This is a genomic window from Haloarcula argentinensis DSM 12282, from assembly GCA_000336895.1.
Lineage (GTDB): Archaea > Halobacteriota > Halobacteria > Halobacteriales > Haloarculaceae > Haloarcula > Haloarcula argentinensis.
Window position 1 is genome coordinate 24,370 of the sequence record AOLX01000025.1, and the last position, 12,621, is coordinate 36,990.

Genomic DNA, 12,621 nt, shown 5'->3' on the forward strand with positions numbered 1-12,621 from the left:
GGGCCGTGACTCCCGCGTCTCACTCCCTGTGAGTGTCGCCCTCGGAGAGTTCCCGGAACCGTTTCAGGAACGTCTCTTGATCGGTCTTGCCGGCTCCGGCGGCATCGAGCGTCGTTTCGAGTCCGTCCCGCGGTTGCTGGCACAGCTCGGCAAAACAGGCTTTACAGAGGTGTTCGAACGTCTTGTTCCGGCGGTCCCACCGGTCGCCGTGTTTGTCGTACTCGCGAGCCTCGGACCGCGAGACAGACTCTCCACACGCGATACAGGTGACCGACTCCGCCCGGGAGCTCCGGGGCCCGAACATACGAACCAATTGCGACTGACAGTGCTTAGAGTTTTCCGCACGGGCAACAGTTCCCCGTTCCGGGCCACACGTTTATTCACCCGCCGCCATTACACAGGGTATCGGCTATTCGGAGCCAGGGACACTGAATGAAGCCACCAGAGACACTCGCTCACTCGACGTTGGACACGCTACCCATCAATATCGCTGTCCTCGACGACGAGGGGACGATCCTGTTCACCAACCGCGCCTGGCGGGAGTTCGCGGGCGACGAGGACGGGGAGATGGAGGGGACGAACTACTTCGCGACGACTGATGTCGATGCAGACGAGTACGCCGGGCAGGCGCTCGGCGGCATCGAGTCTGTCATCGACGGTGAGCAGGAACTGTTCACGATGGAGTACCCGTGTCACTCTCCGGAGGAGAAGCAGTGGTTTCTGATGCGGGTCGCACCGTTGCCCGACGACGAGGCCGGGAGTGCGGTCGTTGCACACATCGACATCACCCAGCGGAAGCTCGCCGAACTGGCGGCTGAGCGACGGAGTGAGGAGCTCAAAGCCGAACGCCAGAACTTGAAACAGCTCGTCGATCGGGTCGACGGCCTCCTGAAAGCGGTGATGGGCGACGTACTGACCGTCGATTCGCGCGAGGCCATCCAGCAGACCGTCTGTGACCGGCTGGCCGAAGTCGATTCCTACCAGTTCGCCTGGGTGTCCGAACTCGATCTGCGCGACGAGACGCTGTCGTCGACAGCGCTCTCCGCGGACTACCCGACGACGTTATCCATCCCGCTGGACGCTGACGATCCGGTTGCGGAGGCGGCCCGAACCGAGGAGATGCAGGTCGTGACCGGCGATATCGACGAGCAACACAGCCGACTCGCCGACTCCGATGTCGCGTCGGTCGCGGCAGTCCCGCTCGTCTCCGGCGAGTCGCTGTACGGCGTGCTCACCGTCTACGCCGACAGTGACGACGTGTTCGACCCCCGCGAACAGGCCGTGCTGGGGACCATCGGCCGGGCGACCGCGGCGGCTATCGACGCCCGCGAGACCAGCCGGCTGCTGACCGCCGACAACGTCACCGAACTCGAACTGCAGGTCACTGACTCAGAGGTTTTCTACATCGACGTAGCGAGCGAACTCGGCTGCTCGATGGAGTACGGCGGGAGCGTCCCCGACGGTGAGGAAACGGTGATGTTCTTCCTCGTCGAGACGGACGACCCCTCGGCAGTCTGTGCCGTGGCCGCCGACCACCCGCAGGTATCTGGCGTCTCACACGTCTCGACGGCGGACTCGTCGGCGCTGTTCGAGTTTACCGTCTCGGACCCACCGATTGTCTCGGTCGTCGCCGACCGCGGAGCCCAGACGGGCGACATTCTGGTCGAACCGGGGAAGGCGACAGTCACCGTCACACTCCCGGCATCGATGGAGACCCGAAGCGTGGTCGAACAGGTCCGAAACCAGTATCCGGAGACAGAACTGCTCTCCGTACGAGAACGGGACGAACCGCCAGCCTCCCGGCAGGCGTTTGTCGCAAACGTCGAGGAGCGGTTGACCAACCGCCAGCTAACGGCGCTCCGGAAGGGGTTTCTCGGCGGCTTCTTCGACTGGCCACGCGACGTGTCCGGCGAGCAACTGGCCGAGTCGATGGACATCTGCCCGTCGACGTTCCACCAGCACCTCCGTGCCGGTGAACGAAAGCTACTGGAAGAAGTGTTCGAAAACTGGTAACCCGTGCCTCTGAACTCCTCTCCTGACGGCGGATTCCTTGCGCGATCCCCGAAGCAGTTTGGTAGTCCGCTTATCCCGATAACAACCGTATATACATGTAGTGATACCGAACCAGTGTCCTATCTGTCGTCAGCGAACGGACAGGACACGCCGCCCCGTGATAGCGGTGCAACCACGGGCCGACCGGACCATTACGCACAGCCTACCGACAAGCGCGCGACGCATCGTCCGCCAATGACTGCCCGATAGCTTTCAATGCACTCCGATAACATCCAAACCAGCAAATCGATACAGCAGGAAACCGGACGGACGTTTCACCTCGCGACGCGTCTGCTTCCGGAGCGTATCCGCCACCCGACATACGTCATGTACGCGTTCTTCCGGGTTGCGGACGAGGTCGTCGACCAGACGGACGGGCCGCCGCCGACTGTCCAGCACGAGCAATTGGAGGTGATTCGCGAGGCCGCGCTCGGGAACATCGACCCGGCCGAGACCGACCACGAGGCAGTCATGGCGGCGTTTCAGGACCTGGCCGAGCGTCACGACATCTCCGAGGAGACGATCAACGTCTTCATCGACGCGATGGAGATGGACATCGCACAGGCCCGCTACGAGACGTTCGAGGACCTCCGTGAGTACATGGGCGGTTCTGCCGTCGCCGTCGGCCACATGATGACCGAGGTGATGGACCCGCCACAGAAGGAGGAGGCCCTGCCCCACGCGACGGCACTGGCCGAAGCGTTCCAGCTATCGAACTTCCTGCGGGACGTTCGCGAGGACATCCACGACTACGGCCGGGTGTATCTCCCACAGGAGACGCTCGACCGCCACGGCGTCACCGAGGAGCAACTGGCTGACGCCGAGGTCGACGACGCCTTCCGCGCCGTGATGCAGGAGGAACTGGCCCGGACCGACGAACTGTACCGCGAGGGCGTCGCCGGCATCCGATACCTGCCGGAAGACTGCCAGTTCGGTGTGTTGCTGGCCGCAGTCCTGTACGCTGACCACCACCGACTCATTCGTGACCGCGGCTACGACGTGTTGACCGAGACGCCGGACCTCACTCGTCGCCGCCGGCTGTGGCTCCTCGCCCGCACGTGGTGGCACTGGCGGCGCAACGGCGACCCCGAAGCGACGTTTTACACCGTGAGCGCTGTCTCCGAGCGTGGCCCCGGCGAGACGCCAACAGACACTCACAGCCACGGGCAGCCCACGTGGCGTGGATGACAGCCACGCACCGGGCATCGTTTTTGACTTCCTGTTGTACCTGAACTAATGTTGCCCACGCTCACGTATCTCCAGTTCCACGCCCTGTTCGTGGTGCCGGTCGTGGCCGGATTGGCACTGACAGCCACCTACCGCCTCGGGAGCCGCCGGGACGTACTCACAGGGACAGCAATACTCGCAGGACTGGCTCTCGTCTACACGACGCCGTGGGACGGCGCGCTCATCCGACGCGGCGTCTGGTGGTACGGCGACGGCACCGTGCTGGCACGGTTCTGGTCAATTCCCCTCGGCGAGTACCTCTTTTTCATCCTGCAGACCGTGATGGTTGGGCTGTGGGTGGCCCGGTTTCAGGTGGATACGGAGCGCCCACTGACCACGCCGGGACGAACGCGGCTCGTCGGGTTCGCCGCCGCGCTCGTCGTCGTTCTGTCCGGTCTCGCGCTCCTGCGCTCCGATTCGGGACTGTACCTCGGGTCGCTGCTGGTCTGGAGCGGGCCGATTCTCGCTATTCAGTGGGTGTTCGGCTGGCAGTTTCTCGTCGGCGAGTGGCGAGTAGTCAGCGGCGCGACGCTGGTTCCAACGGCATATCTCTGTGGTATCGACAGCGTCGCCATCCGACTCGGCGTCTGGACCCTCTCGAAACAGTACACGACCGGGTACGCGGTTCCCCTGCTCGACCTGCCGATTGAAGAGGCGGTCTTCTTCCTGCTGACGACGCTGTTCGTCGTACAGGGGGTCGTGCTTTACATCTGGCTTCTGGACAGATGGGAGTGAGTCACCGCACTATCGTCGAGCCGTCGGTTCGCTACCGGGTCGCACTGGCTCCCGGCTGGATCGCCAGCCTCGCCGTCGTCGCTCCATTCCTCGCCGGGGTCTCGATACCGCCCGCGCTCCAGTACGTCCCGCTGGTCGTCAGTGCCGTCCTGCTCGGCCTCCCTCACGGCGCGGTCGACCACCTCGCGGTCGCGCGCACCCGCGGCAAGCACCCGGACTGGCGGGCTATCGCCCGCGTGTTCGCGCTCTACGGCGTCGTTGGCGGAGCTTACGCTGTCGCCTGGTTCCTCGCACCCGCGGCGGCCTTCGTCCTGTTCATCGCGGTGACGTGGTTCCACTGGGGGCAGGGCGACCTGTACGCACTGCGTGCACTGGCTGACGCTGACCACCTCCAGTCACTTCCTCAGCGAATCGGAACCGTCCTCGTCCGGGGCGGCCTGCCGATGCTGGTCCCGTTGCTCGCGATCCCGGAGTGGTACCGCCGCGTCGCGACGGACCTCGTTTCGCTGTTCGCCCCCGACGCCGCGGCCGCTATCGGCTGGGCGTTCCGGACCGACGTGCGAACCGCGCTCGCCCTCGCCTACGGCGTGCTCGTCGTGGCGACGCTAGCTGTCGGGTTCGCCCGCGCCGACGCCCGCCGGCCGTGGCTGCTCGACGCCGGTGAGACGCTGGGCTTGCTCGCGTACTTCGCCCTCGTTCCGCCGGTGCTCGCCATCGGGGTGTACTTCTGTCTGTGGCACTCGTTGCGCCACGTCGCCCGCCTGCTTCTGGTCGACGATGATGCCACTGCCGCGCTCGCAAACCGCGACACAGCGGCGGCGCTGGCGCGGTTCGCCCGCGATGCCGCCCCGCTGACCGCCGCCTCGCTTGCCCTGCTCGGCGGGCTATATTTCCTTGTCCCAAATCCGCCGGAGTCCGTGCCGGAGTGGGTCGCGCTGTATCTGGTGTTCATCGCCGTCGTCACGCTGCCTCATGTCGTCGTGGTCAGTATCATGGACCGCGAACAGGGCGTCTGGATGTAGCCTCCCAACGACTTCGCCGAAGTCACGCGAAAAGCACGAGTAGCGTTCCGGAAACCGCGAGTACCGCGCCCAACGCACTGAGCATCGCGACCCGTGTTTCCACGTCCGACTCTGCGCCGGTCACGAGGCTGTAGACGCTCACGACAGCTAGGAGTGCTCCACCGACTGCTGCGGCCGCTCCAGCGACAACGCTAACACCGTTTGCCCGGGTAGTGACGTACCCATTAACACCCAGCGAGATGCCGATAAGCAGTAACGAGAGGTGGTGGAGTCGCGCCGCATCCATACGTCCGGGTGATACTGCTGTGACAAGAGTGTTCTGCTCCGACAGGAAAGAGTCGGTGACACGGATAGAGGTGTTTCTTTTCTCGGTCCGTGGCTGAGCTGTCAAGTCCTGCCGGACCCACCACTCTTCGGGATGAGCTTCCAGCCGCAAAATATCGGATAGAACCGCTACGTCGGCGTTACTTGCCCTTGCCGCGGTTGCTGCGCAGCGACGGGCGGGTCTTCTCGCTCCCCTTGCCCTTGCCGCTGAGGCCGCGGTTGCGGCGGCCGGCACCGGTCAGACCGCGGAAGACGCGGTCGGCCTGATCGTCGGCACAGATCCACGACAGGTCGTCGTCGTTCTGGATGGCCGGGTGGTTCGGGTCGATGAGGATGATTTCGTGCCACTTCTGTCGGCCGTCCTGACCGACGGAGTAGCTGTTGAGCACGCGCAGGTTCGGGAAGGTGCGGGAGGCGCGTTCCTCGGCGACGCGCTGGATGTCCTTCCGGCGGGTGATGCGCGTGACACCCTGGCGCTTGGAGCGGCGACCGGCCTTGTGGCGGCGCTTGCGTGCGCTGCCCTTGCGGACGGAGACGCGGGCGACAATAACGCCCTGCTTGGCCTTGTAACCCTGCGAGCGGGCCTTGTCGAGGCGGGTCGGGCGCTCGATGCGCTCGACAGCCCCTTCGTTGCGCCATTCCTGCTGGCGCTGCCACTGTAGTTCTGCGAGCTGTCCGTCGCCTGGGTTCTTCCAGGCATCTCGAATGTACGAATATGCGCTTCGTGCCATATGTATTCACCACGGGCGTTGCGTGGTTCAAGTCGCGTTTCGCGACTCACATCCCGACCTGCACACGCAGGTGCCCGCTGGTGCCCGTCGCCCAGCGAGTTACTCCGGAGTTTGCCGTTCGGACTCTTAAGCGGTTCGGACCAGACTCGTGGATGCGACCCGGTCACGAAGGCCCAGTGATCGCTGAAACCGTCAGATATCTGTATTTTAGCAACACAAACCGTTAACTTGCTCGCGGCCAGAGAGTCACGTATTACCATGACAGACCTTGGTGGCTTCCAGGACCACGTGGCACGGATCGACCTCGGAGACGGGGACGTAGCCTACGAAGGTATCGACGAGGAAGACGCGAAAAAGTATATCGGTGCACGCGGACTCGGCGTCAAATACGTCTTCGACCAGGGACCTGACGTGGACCCGCTGGGGCCGGAGAACCTGCTGGCGTTCATGAACGGGCCGCTGACGGGCACACAGGTGACGATGAGCGGTCGTATCGCCATCTGTACCAAGTCGCCGCTGACGGGGACGGTCACTGATTCCCACCACGGCGGCTGGTCGGGCGCGCGGCTGAAGTGGTCGGGCTTCGACGGCCTGCTGTTCGAAGGCCAGGCCGACGAGCCGGTGTACGCGCTCGTCGAAGACGGCGAGGTGGAACTGCGCGACGCATCCCATCTCTGGGGCCAGGGCGTCCACGACACTATCGACGACCTCGAAGAAGAGATCGAGGGCGGCTCGCTGGGCAAGAACCTCTCCGTGATGGCCATCGGCCAGGGCGGTGAGAACGAGGTCAAATACGCCTGTATCGTCAACGAGGACGACCGCGCGTCGGGCCGCGGCGGCACCGGTTGCGTGATGGGCAACAAGAACCTCAAAGCCGTCGTCGTCAAGTCCAGCACGCGGATGCCCAAACCGAAGGATCAGGAGACGTTCCAGGAGGGCCACAAGCAGGCGATGCAGGTCATCCAGGAGTCCGACGTGACCGCGCCCAACGAGGGCGGGCTCTCGATGTACGGGACCAACGTCCTGATGAACCTTACCGAGGAGATGGACGGCCTTCCGACGAAGAACGCCAAGTACTCCTCGACGCGGTCGTACTCGGAGGCCGAGGGCGACGGCGAGCGCATCATCGATTCGGAGAATGTCTCGGGCGAGAACGTCCGGGAGAACATCCTGGTCGACGAGCCGACCTGTCACTCCTGTCCGGTCGCCTGCAAGAAGGAAGTCGAGGTGCAGGCGATGCACAAGGGCGAGGAGATGAACGTCCGCACCGAATCCTACGAGTACGAGTCCGCGTGGGCACTGGGGCCGAACTCCGGCCACGTCGAACGCGACAAGATCGCGGTGATGCTCGAACGGTGTAACGACGTCGGCGTCGACACCATCGACGTTGGCAACACCATGGCGATGGCGATGGAGATGACCGAGGAAGGCAAACTCGACGAACTCGGCGACGGTCTGGACTGGGGCGACGCCGACACGATGATCGACATGATCGAGATGATCTCCCACCGCGAGACCGAACTCGCGGACCATCTCGCCGAGGGGCCGGACCACCTCGCCGAGGAGTTCGACGCCCACACCAACTCCCTCGCGGTCAAGGGCCAGACGATGGCCGCCTACGACCCGCGCTGTATGAAGGGGATGGCAATCGGCTATGCGACCTCGAACCGCGGGGCATGTCACCTGCGTGGCTACACGCCGGCAGCCGAGATTCTCGGTATCCCGGAGAAAGTCGACCCACGAGAGTGGGAGGGCAAAGGCGAGCTGTGTGCCACCTTCCAGGACCTGCACGCCATCAGCGACTCCTTCGACATCTGCAAGTTCAACGCCTTCGCAGAGGGCATCGAGGAGTACGTCCTGCAGTACAACGGCATGACCGGGCTGGACGTGAGCGAGGAGGAACTGATGGAGGCTGGCGAACGAATCTACAACCTCGAACGGTACTACAACAACCTCGCCGGCTTCGACGGGTCCGACGACGACCTGCCAAACCGGTTCGTCGAGGGCGACGAGCACGCGATGCCGGCCCAAGGCGGTTCCGAGGGCGAGCTCGCGGAGCTCTCGAAGATGAAAGACGAGTACTACGAGGTCCGTGACTGGGAGAACGGCGTCGTTCCCGACGAGAAACTCGACGATCTGGGAATCGACATCGGCCCCGGTACCGGCGTCAGCTCCGGCGGCGCAGCGGCACCGAGCGACGACTGAGACAGCCCCGGCCGCCGAACACATTTCAGTTCTCTAATGCGCAAGGAAGATATCGACGACTTCGAATTCCAGGTAGAGTCCCGACTGACCAGCCACGGTGTTTACGTCACCGACTTCACTGACGAGGGCGATACGTATCGGCTCACCTACGAGTCGATTTCGGCCGACGAGGCGGCTGTCATCCCTCACCGGGAGATCGGCCGCGTCATCAACGTCTTCCGGGACCTCCACGCCGACGACTGGTCGGGGGTCGACATCGAGGCGACGGTGACGGACCTCGAAGACACCGAACTCGGCGAGTGGTCGGTCGACAGCGAGTGGATCGACGACCTCGAAAACGGCGACCTCACGGAGACGGCGTTCTCCCAGCGCGTGCTGGAGACGATTACGGTGCGGAACTGACTGCCAGCACGTCCTTACGGGTCGAAGTTGATTGCCAGCACGTCCCTGATCTCCAGCGTCGTCTCGAACTCCTCGCTTCTGTCCAGCCGCCGCCCGTCGCGCTCGAACTGGGCGGCGTGGGCCCGCCGCACCGCGTCCTGTTCGCGGTCGCTCAGTCCGAGTTCTGTGCCGATACTGTCCCAGTGGCCCGACTCGGCACAGACGTAATCCGCTTCTTTAGGGCCGTCGATCCGTTCGTACTCCCTGTCATAGGTCTCGCGGTTCTCCTGAAGATACGTATGGACCCGTTCGAGCAGCTCTGGGAGCTGGTCGAGTGGAATGCTCGCACGCGTGCCGGCCAGCAGGATGATCTGTCCCTCGATCGGGTACGATGAATCAGCCATCGCGTCCCGGTCAGCCACCCGCCCGCATCGCTTTCTGTGCGAACTTCTCGATGAGCGGCTCCAGCGTCTCAGGGTCGCCGTCGAACTCGATCGTCACCTCGTTGAGCTGCAGGCTCGGGCCGATGGTGACTTTCTCCTCTGACAGTGTCGCCGCCCAGCCGTCGCCTTCGACGGTCGCTTCGCCGCGTTGCTCGCCGCCGAGGTTCTCCAGATATCCGATAGCGGCTCGAACCGAGATGCCGCGAAAACTCCGTTCACGCTCCATCGTGTGGTCGTTACGGGTGCGGTCGTCTAAACCTATCGGCGGCACTGCGCCGTTCTGCCACACCCGCGCTCTCCCGAACGGATGCCGCCGCTTCCGGACGGCTACGGCTTATCCCGGCCGGATACCGTCGTCGACGATGCGGGCGTTGCGCTCGCGGTTGATGCGCTCGTCTAAGTCCTCGTGGTCGTAAATCTGAGCGATGACGGCGGCGTGGAGATCGCGCCAGGCCATCGCGTAGATGGGTGACTGACCCCAGGCCCGGAGTTCGACGACGTACTCGTCGTAGGCCTCCCACCGGTTCTCGAACTGCTCGATGTGGTCGACGACGGCGCTGGCCGGCTCCGCAGAGTTGAGGGCGGCGTTGAGTTCCCGCTCCCAGCCGCCGACGGCCTGTTCCATGTCGCGTTTCGTGTCCTCGCTGTCCGGCGGCAGCGAGTCGACAATCCCGGACGGAATCCCCAGTTCGATATTGTTCATATCGCCACACAGAGTTCGGCGCAAATAAACCCCAGCGATGGGCGAACATGTTCGTGTTTATTGATTTGTAAGAGCGGGGTGTAGCACACATATGAGCAGTGAGACACTGGAACGGCAGGCGTCGGATCCGGACCTGACCACTGTCGAGGTCAGGTGTACCGGCCACGTTCGTCGGGTCGTCGGCGAACCGTCGCTGACATACACGTTCGAAGGGAACACGCTACGTGACTTTCTCGATGCGTTCTTCCGGGAATACGACGTGAGCGATATGCTCATCGCGGAAACCGAAGCCGACGCCACCACCGAGGGCTGGGCCCCGGAGATGACGGACCTGCCGGGCGACTGGGCGAAAAACCCCGAAGGCGAGCAGACCAGATGCTACGCGCGAGTGGCGGTCAACGGCGAGTTCAATGAACACCTCGACGGACTGGACACGGAACTGGAAGCCGGCGACCGCGTTGGGCTGATGTTCCCGTTCATCTTCTGCTGCTGATTCGGCAATCGACTCTGCAAGGACGCTATCCCCCGGCGACTGGCGGGAACACGCTGAGCTCGTCCCCGTCTTCTAGCGCGGTTTCTAGCCCGTCGAGATGCGTTATGTCTGTCCCGTTCCGGAGGATTGTCAGGTACTCCCGCAGGTCGCCGTCCTCGAACAGGTCCATCTCGGTGAATTCCTCTGAGAGCTGTCGGAGCACGTCACCCGCCTGCAGATCGCTTTCGTACTCACGGTGAACCGTTTTCTGCCCGACGGCTTCCCGGAAATTGGCGAAAAACCGCAGCTCGATTTGCATACCGCAGGGTTGGCGGTCGAGCGGCTTAAATCACAGCGCTCGGATCGAATACCTCGAACGGGCAACGGGTTCATTCGTTGTATTCCATCTATCATGGACCTCGAATTCCTATTCGATGGGAACGACTTCGACCCGTTTTAGCGTCCTAGTCCATGACTCCGCACATGGAACGTGTGGTCGCAAGCGATGACCCGATGATAGATGTCGACCGACTGCGGGCGGAACTCGACGCTGATGTCGTTGTCGCGGAAACCGGCGACGAAGACTCGCTCCGGGATGCCGCCGCCGGTGCAGCGGGACTCGTCGTGGACGTGAACACCCCGGTCACTGCCGCGGTATTCAACGCGCTGGACGACCTCAAGATCGTCGCCCGAGCGGGCGTCGGTATCGACAACATCGACGTGTCCGCGGCGGCAGACAACGGCGTGACCGTCACGAACGTCCCCGAGTACTGTACCAACGAGGTCGCTACTCACACGGTGACGCTGCTGCTCGACTGTATCCGGACGCTCACGGCCTACGACCGCGACATTCGCGACGGTGGCTGGGGCTGGGAGCGGACCCGCCCGGTACATCGCGTCCGTGGCCAGACGCTAGGTCTCGTCTCCTTCGGCCCCATCGCACGGCGAGTGCGCGACCAGCTACGGGGCTTTGACCTCGATGTGATCGCCTACGATCCCTACGTCGACGCCGAGGAGATGGCCGAAGCCGATGTCGAGAAAGTCACGCTGGAGGCGCTGTACGAGCGTGCTGACTACGTCTCCCTCCACGCGCCGCTGACCGAGGAGACGGAAGCGATGGTAGACGCCGATGCGTTCGCGGCGATGCGTGAGCAGGCAATTCTGGTCAACACCGGCCGTGGCGGCCTCATTGACGAAGCGGCGCTCCGGACGGCACTGGACGACGGAACGATTGGGGCCGCCGGTCTCGACGTGCTGATCGAGGAACCGCCGACGGCTGACCACCCGCTGGTCGGCCTCGACAACTGTATTGTCACGCCCCACGCGGCGTGGTACTCCGAGGAAGCCCGCGACGACCTGAACGCCGCCGTCGCCGCGAACGTCATGGCCGGATTGGCGGGCGAGACGCCGCCGAACCGGATCGATCCGGAAACGGACTGGCTGTAGCGCCCTTGCAGGTGTAACTGCCGGGTCGCCGGCCCCGCTAGTCGTATCAACCATACTAGCTTATCTCCTGTGACAGCCTTCCTCCAGACATGACAACGCGGTTACTCACGGTGCTGGTGGTGTCGCTGATCGTCCTTGCCGGCTGTCTCGGCGGCGGCGGTCCGGCGACGGGCGACGGGGTTGATGCAGACGACGGCGGGGCCGCACCGGCAGACCGGGACGACCTCTCGGTCGCGGCGACGGACGGCCTCCTGCGAGACGCGGGCAGTTTCACCGCAACATGGTCGTACTCGACCACTGAGGCCGGCGAGACGGCTACGATAACGAACGCCTATCAGGTGGATCTGCGGACGAATCGCTCGCTGGAGACGTTCACGATGTCCGGGCCGGAGGCCAGAACCGATTTCGAGACGTTCGTCGCCGACGGCTCGGCCTACACGCGGTACGAGACCGACGGCGAAGCGTTCTATCAGGTCAGGCCGCAGGACGACACTTCGTTCCAGTCAGCCGTCGACCGCGGGACGCTCAGCTACGAGTCAGTCGACGACGCCCAACTGGTCGGGACAGAGACGTTCGATGGCGTCACAGTGGACCGCTATGAGTACTCTGACCTCTCGACCTGGCGACAGATCGGTGCTGGTGCATTCGGGTCCGGCGGAAACGTGACGGTGACAGATTTCACTGTCGTGATACTGGTCGATTCGAACGGACTTGCACGCCAGACGGCGTGGACGTTGACCGGCGAAACCGACGACGGCGAGACGGTCTCCGTTGAGTGGCGCTACGAGATTACCGGCGTCGGGTCGACTGACGTTCTAGACCCGGACTGGCTCGACGAGGCACGAGCCCAGCAGTCGAACGGGAGCAGGTGAGCGACGTG

At 63.9% G+C, this 12,621-nt stretch carries 16 protein-coding genes; 9 read left to right on the forward strand and 7 right to left on the reverse strand.

Translation table 11 applies throughout. The annotated features are described in order from the left end of the window. Positions 1–19 precede the first annotated feature (19 nt). Positions 20–304: a DUF7562 family protein gene (locus tag C443_RS15425; protein ID WP_005537505.1), complete on the reverse strand. Its 285-nt coding sequence runs from the start codon at positions 302–304 to the stop codon at positions 20–22. A gap of 128 nt (positions 305–432) precedes the next feature. Between C443_RS15425 and C443_RS15430 the strand changes: the two genes are divergently transcribed. The 4 genes from C443_RS15430 (at position 433) to C443_RS15445 (ending at position 5,036) form a co-directional block, all read left to right on the forward strand. After that, a complete protein-coding gene (locus C443_RS15430; protein ID WP_005537506.1) occupies positions 433–2,013 on the forward strand; it encodes a bacterio-opsin activator domain-containing protein in 1,581 nt (526 codons plus the stop codon). Between the two features lie 255 nt (positions 2,014–2,268). Beyond that, entirely contained in the window at positions 2,269–3,240 is a 972-nt protein-coding gene (locus C443_RS15435) for a phytoene/squalene synthase family protein (protein ID WP_005537507.1), read from the forward strand. Between the two features lie 48 nt (positions 3,241–3,288). Then, complete coding sequence (locus C443_RS15440) at positions 3,289–4,014, forward strand: lycopene cyclase domain-containing protein (RefSeq protein WP_005537508.1); 726 nt, start codon at positions 3,289–3,291, stop codon at positions 4,012–4,014. Continuing rightward, positions 4,011–5,036, forward strand: coding sequence for a Brp/Blh family beta-carotene 15,15'-dioxygenase (locus C443_RS15445; protein WP_005537509.1), 1,026 nt, complete (start codon positions 4,011–4,013; stop codon positions 5,034–5,036). Before C443_RS15440 ends, C443_RS15445 begins: the two co-directional genes overlap by 4 nt. A gap of 22 nt (positions 5,037–5,058) precedes the next feature. Here C443_RS15445 and C443_RS15450 read toward each other — a convergent pair whose 3' ends face one another. After that, complete coding sequence (locus C443_RS15450) at positions 5,059–5,322, reverse strand: hypothetical protein (RefSeq protein WP_005537510.1); 264 nt, start codon at positions 5,320–5,322, stop codon at positions 5,059–5,061. 178 nt (positions 5,323–5,500) lie between these two features. Further along, the gene (locus C443_RS15455; protein ID WP_005537511.1) at positions 5,501–6,091 is read right to left on the reverse strand and encodes a 50S ribosomal protein L15e; all 591 of its coding nucleotides are present in this window, start codon (positions 6,089–6,091) and stop codon (positions 5,501–5,503) included. Between the two features lie 258 nt (positions 6,092–6,349). Here C443_RS15455 and C443_RS15460 point away from each other — a divergent pair, with 258 nt between their 5' ends. Next, positions 6,350–8,296, forward strand: a complete 1,947-nt coding sequence (locus tag C443_RS15460) for an aldehyde ferredoxin oxidoreductase family protein (protein WP_005537512.1) — start codon at positions 6,350–6,352, stop codon at positions 8,294–8,296. 36 nt (positions 8,297–8,332) lie between these two features. Further along, positions 8,333–8,698 (forward strand): hypothetical protein, encoded by a 366-nt coding sequence (locus C443_RS15465; RefSeq protein ID WP_005537514.1) that lies wholly within the window; start codon positions 8,333–8,335, stop codon positions 8,696–8,698. 14 nt (positions 8,699–8,712) lie between these two features. Here the strand turns inward: C443_RS15465 and C443_RS15470 are convergent, their stop codons facing one another. The 3 genes from C443_RS15470 to C443_RS15480 all read right to left on the reverse strand — a co-directional run bounded on the left by C443_RS15470 (position 8,713) and on the right by C443_RS15480 (position 9,823). Beyond that, positions 8,713–9,081: a hypothetical protein gene (locus C443_RS15470; protein ID WP_049944092.1), complete on the reverse strand. Its 369-nt coding sequence runs from the start codon at positions 9,079–9,081 to the stop codon at positions 8,713–8,715. A gap of 10 nt (positions 9,082–9,091) precedes the next feature. Beyond that, positions 9,092–9,346: a hypothetical protein gene (locus C443_RS15475; protein WP_005537517.1), complete on the reverse strand. Its 255-nt coding sequence runs from the start codon at positions 9,344–9,346 to the stop codon at positions 9,092–9,094. 108 nt (positions 9,347–9,454) lie between these two features. Continuing rightward, positions 9,455–9,823, reverse strand: coding sequence for a hypothetical protein (locus C443_RS15480; RefSeq protein ID WP_005537518.1), 369 nt, complete (start codon positions 9,821–9,823; stop codon positions 9,455–9,457). Positions 9,824–9,914: 91 nt separating this feature from the next. Between C443_RS15480 and C443_RS15485 the strand changes: the two genes are divergently transcribed. Next, a complete protein-coding gene (locus C443_RS15485; RefSeq protein WP_005537519.1) occupies positions 9,915–10,316 on the forward strand; it encodes a MoaD/ThiS family protein in 402 nt (133 codons plus the stop codon). Positions 10,317–10,341: 25 nt separating this feature from the next. On the opposite strand, the gene C443_RS15490 is transcribed toward C443_RS15485, so the two are convergent. Continuing rightward, positions 10,342–10,614 carry a ubiquitin-like small modifier protein 1 gene (locus tag C443_RS15490; RefSeq protein WP_004591081.1) on the reverse strand — a complete coding sequence of 91 codons (273 nt, stop codon included), beginning with the start codon at positions 10,612–10,614 and terminating at the stop codon, positions 10,342–10,344. Positions 10,615–10,778: 164 nt separating this feature from the next. Between C443_RS15490 and C443_RS15495 the strand changes: the two genes are divergently transcribed. After that, positions 10,779–11,741, forward strand: coding sequence for a C-terminal binding protein (locus C443_RS15495; protein WP_005537521.1), 963 nt, complete (start codon positions 10,779–10,781; stop codon positions 11,739–11,741). Positions 11,742–11,830: 89 nt separating this feature from the next. After that, positions 11,831–12,613 (forward strand): DUF7537 family lipoprotein, encoded by a 783-nt coding sequence (locus C443_RS15500; protein WP_005537522.1) that lies wholly within the window; start codon positions 11,831–11,833, stop codon positions 12,611–12,613. Positions 12,614–12,621 lie beyond the last annotated feature (8 nt).

Bases quoted from the DNA above. Each gene is read 5' to 3' on its own strand.
- C443_RS15500 (WP_005537522.1), top strand. From the start codon at position 11,831: ATGACAACGCGGTTACTCACGGTGCTGGTGGTGTCGCTGATCGTCCTT.
- C443_RS15490 (WP_004591081.1), bottom strand. From the start codon at position 10,614: ATGCAAATCGAGCTGCGGTTTTTCGCCAATTTCCGGGAAGCCGTCGGG.
- C443_RS15430 (WP_005537506.1), top strand. From the start codon at position 433: ATGAAGCCACCAGAGACACTCGCTCACTCGACGTTGGACACGCTACCC.
- C443_RS15470 (WP_049944092.1), bottom strand. From the start codon at position 9,081: ATGGCTGATTCATCGTACCCGATCGAGGGACAGATCATCCTGCTGGCC.
- C443_RS15455 (WP_005537511.1), bottom strand. From the start codon at position 6,091: ATGGCACGAAGCGCATATTCGTACATTCGAGATGCCTGGAAGAACCCA.
- C443_RS15425 (WP_005537505.1), bottom strand. From the start codon at position 304: ATGTTCGGGCCCCGGAGCTCCCGGGCGGAGTCGGTCACCTGTATCGCG.
- C443_RS15475 (WP_005537517.1), bottom strand. From the start codon at position 9,346: ATGGAGCGTGAACGGAGTTTTCGCGGCATCTCGGTTCGAGCCGCTATC.
- C443_RS15435 (WP_005537507.1), top strand. From the start codon at position 2,269: ATGCACTCCGATAACATCCAAACCAGCAAATCGATACAGCAGGAAACC.
- C443_RS15480 (WP_005537518.1), bottom strand. From the start codon at position 9,823: ATGAACAATATCGAACTGGGGATTCCGTCCGGGATTGTCGACTCGCTG.
- C443_RS15450 (WP_005537510.1), bottom strand. From the start codon at position 5,322: ATGGATGCGGCGCGACTCCACCACCTCTCGTTACTGCTTATCGGCATC.
- C443_RS15440 (WP_005537508.1), top strand. From the start codon at position 3,289: ATGTTGCCCACGCTCACGTATCTCCAGTTCCACGCCCTGTTCGTGGTG.
- C443_RS15460 (WP_005537512.1), top strand. From the start codon at position 6,350: ATGACAGACCTTGGTGGCTTCCAGGACCACGTGGCACGGATCGACCTC.
- C443_RS15495 (WP_005537521.1), top strand. From the start codon at position 10,779: ATGGAACGTGTGGTCGCAAGCGATGACCCGATGATAGATGTCGACCGA.
- C443_RS15485 (WP_005537519.1), top strand. From the start codon at position 9,915: ATGAGCAGTGAGACACTGGAACGGCAGGCGTCGGATCCGGACCTGACC.
- C443_RS15465 (WP_005537514.1), top strand. From the start codon at position 8,333: ATGCGCAAGGAAGATATCGACGACTTCGAATTCCAGGTAGAGTCCCGA.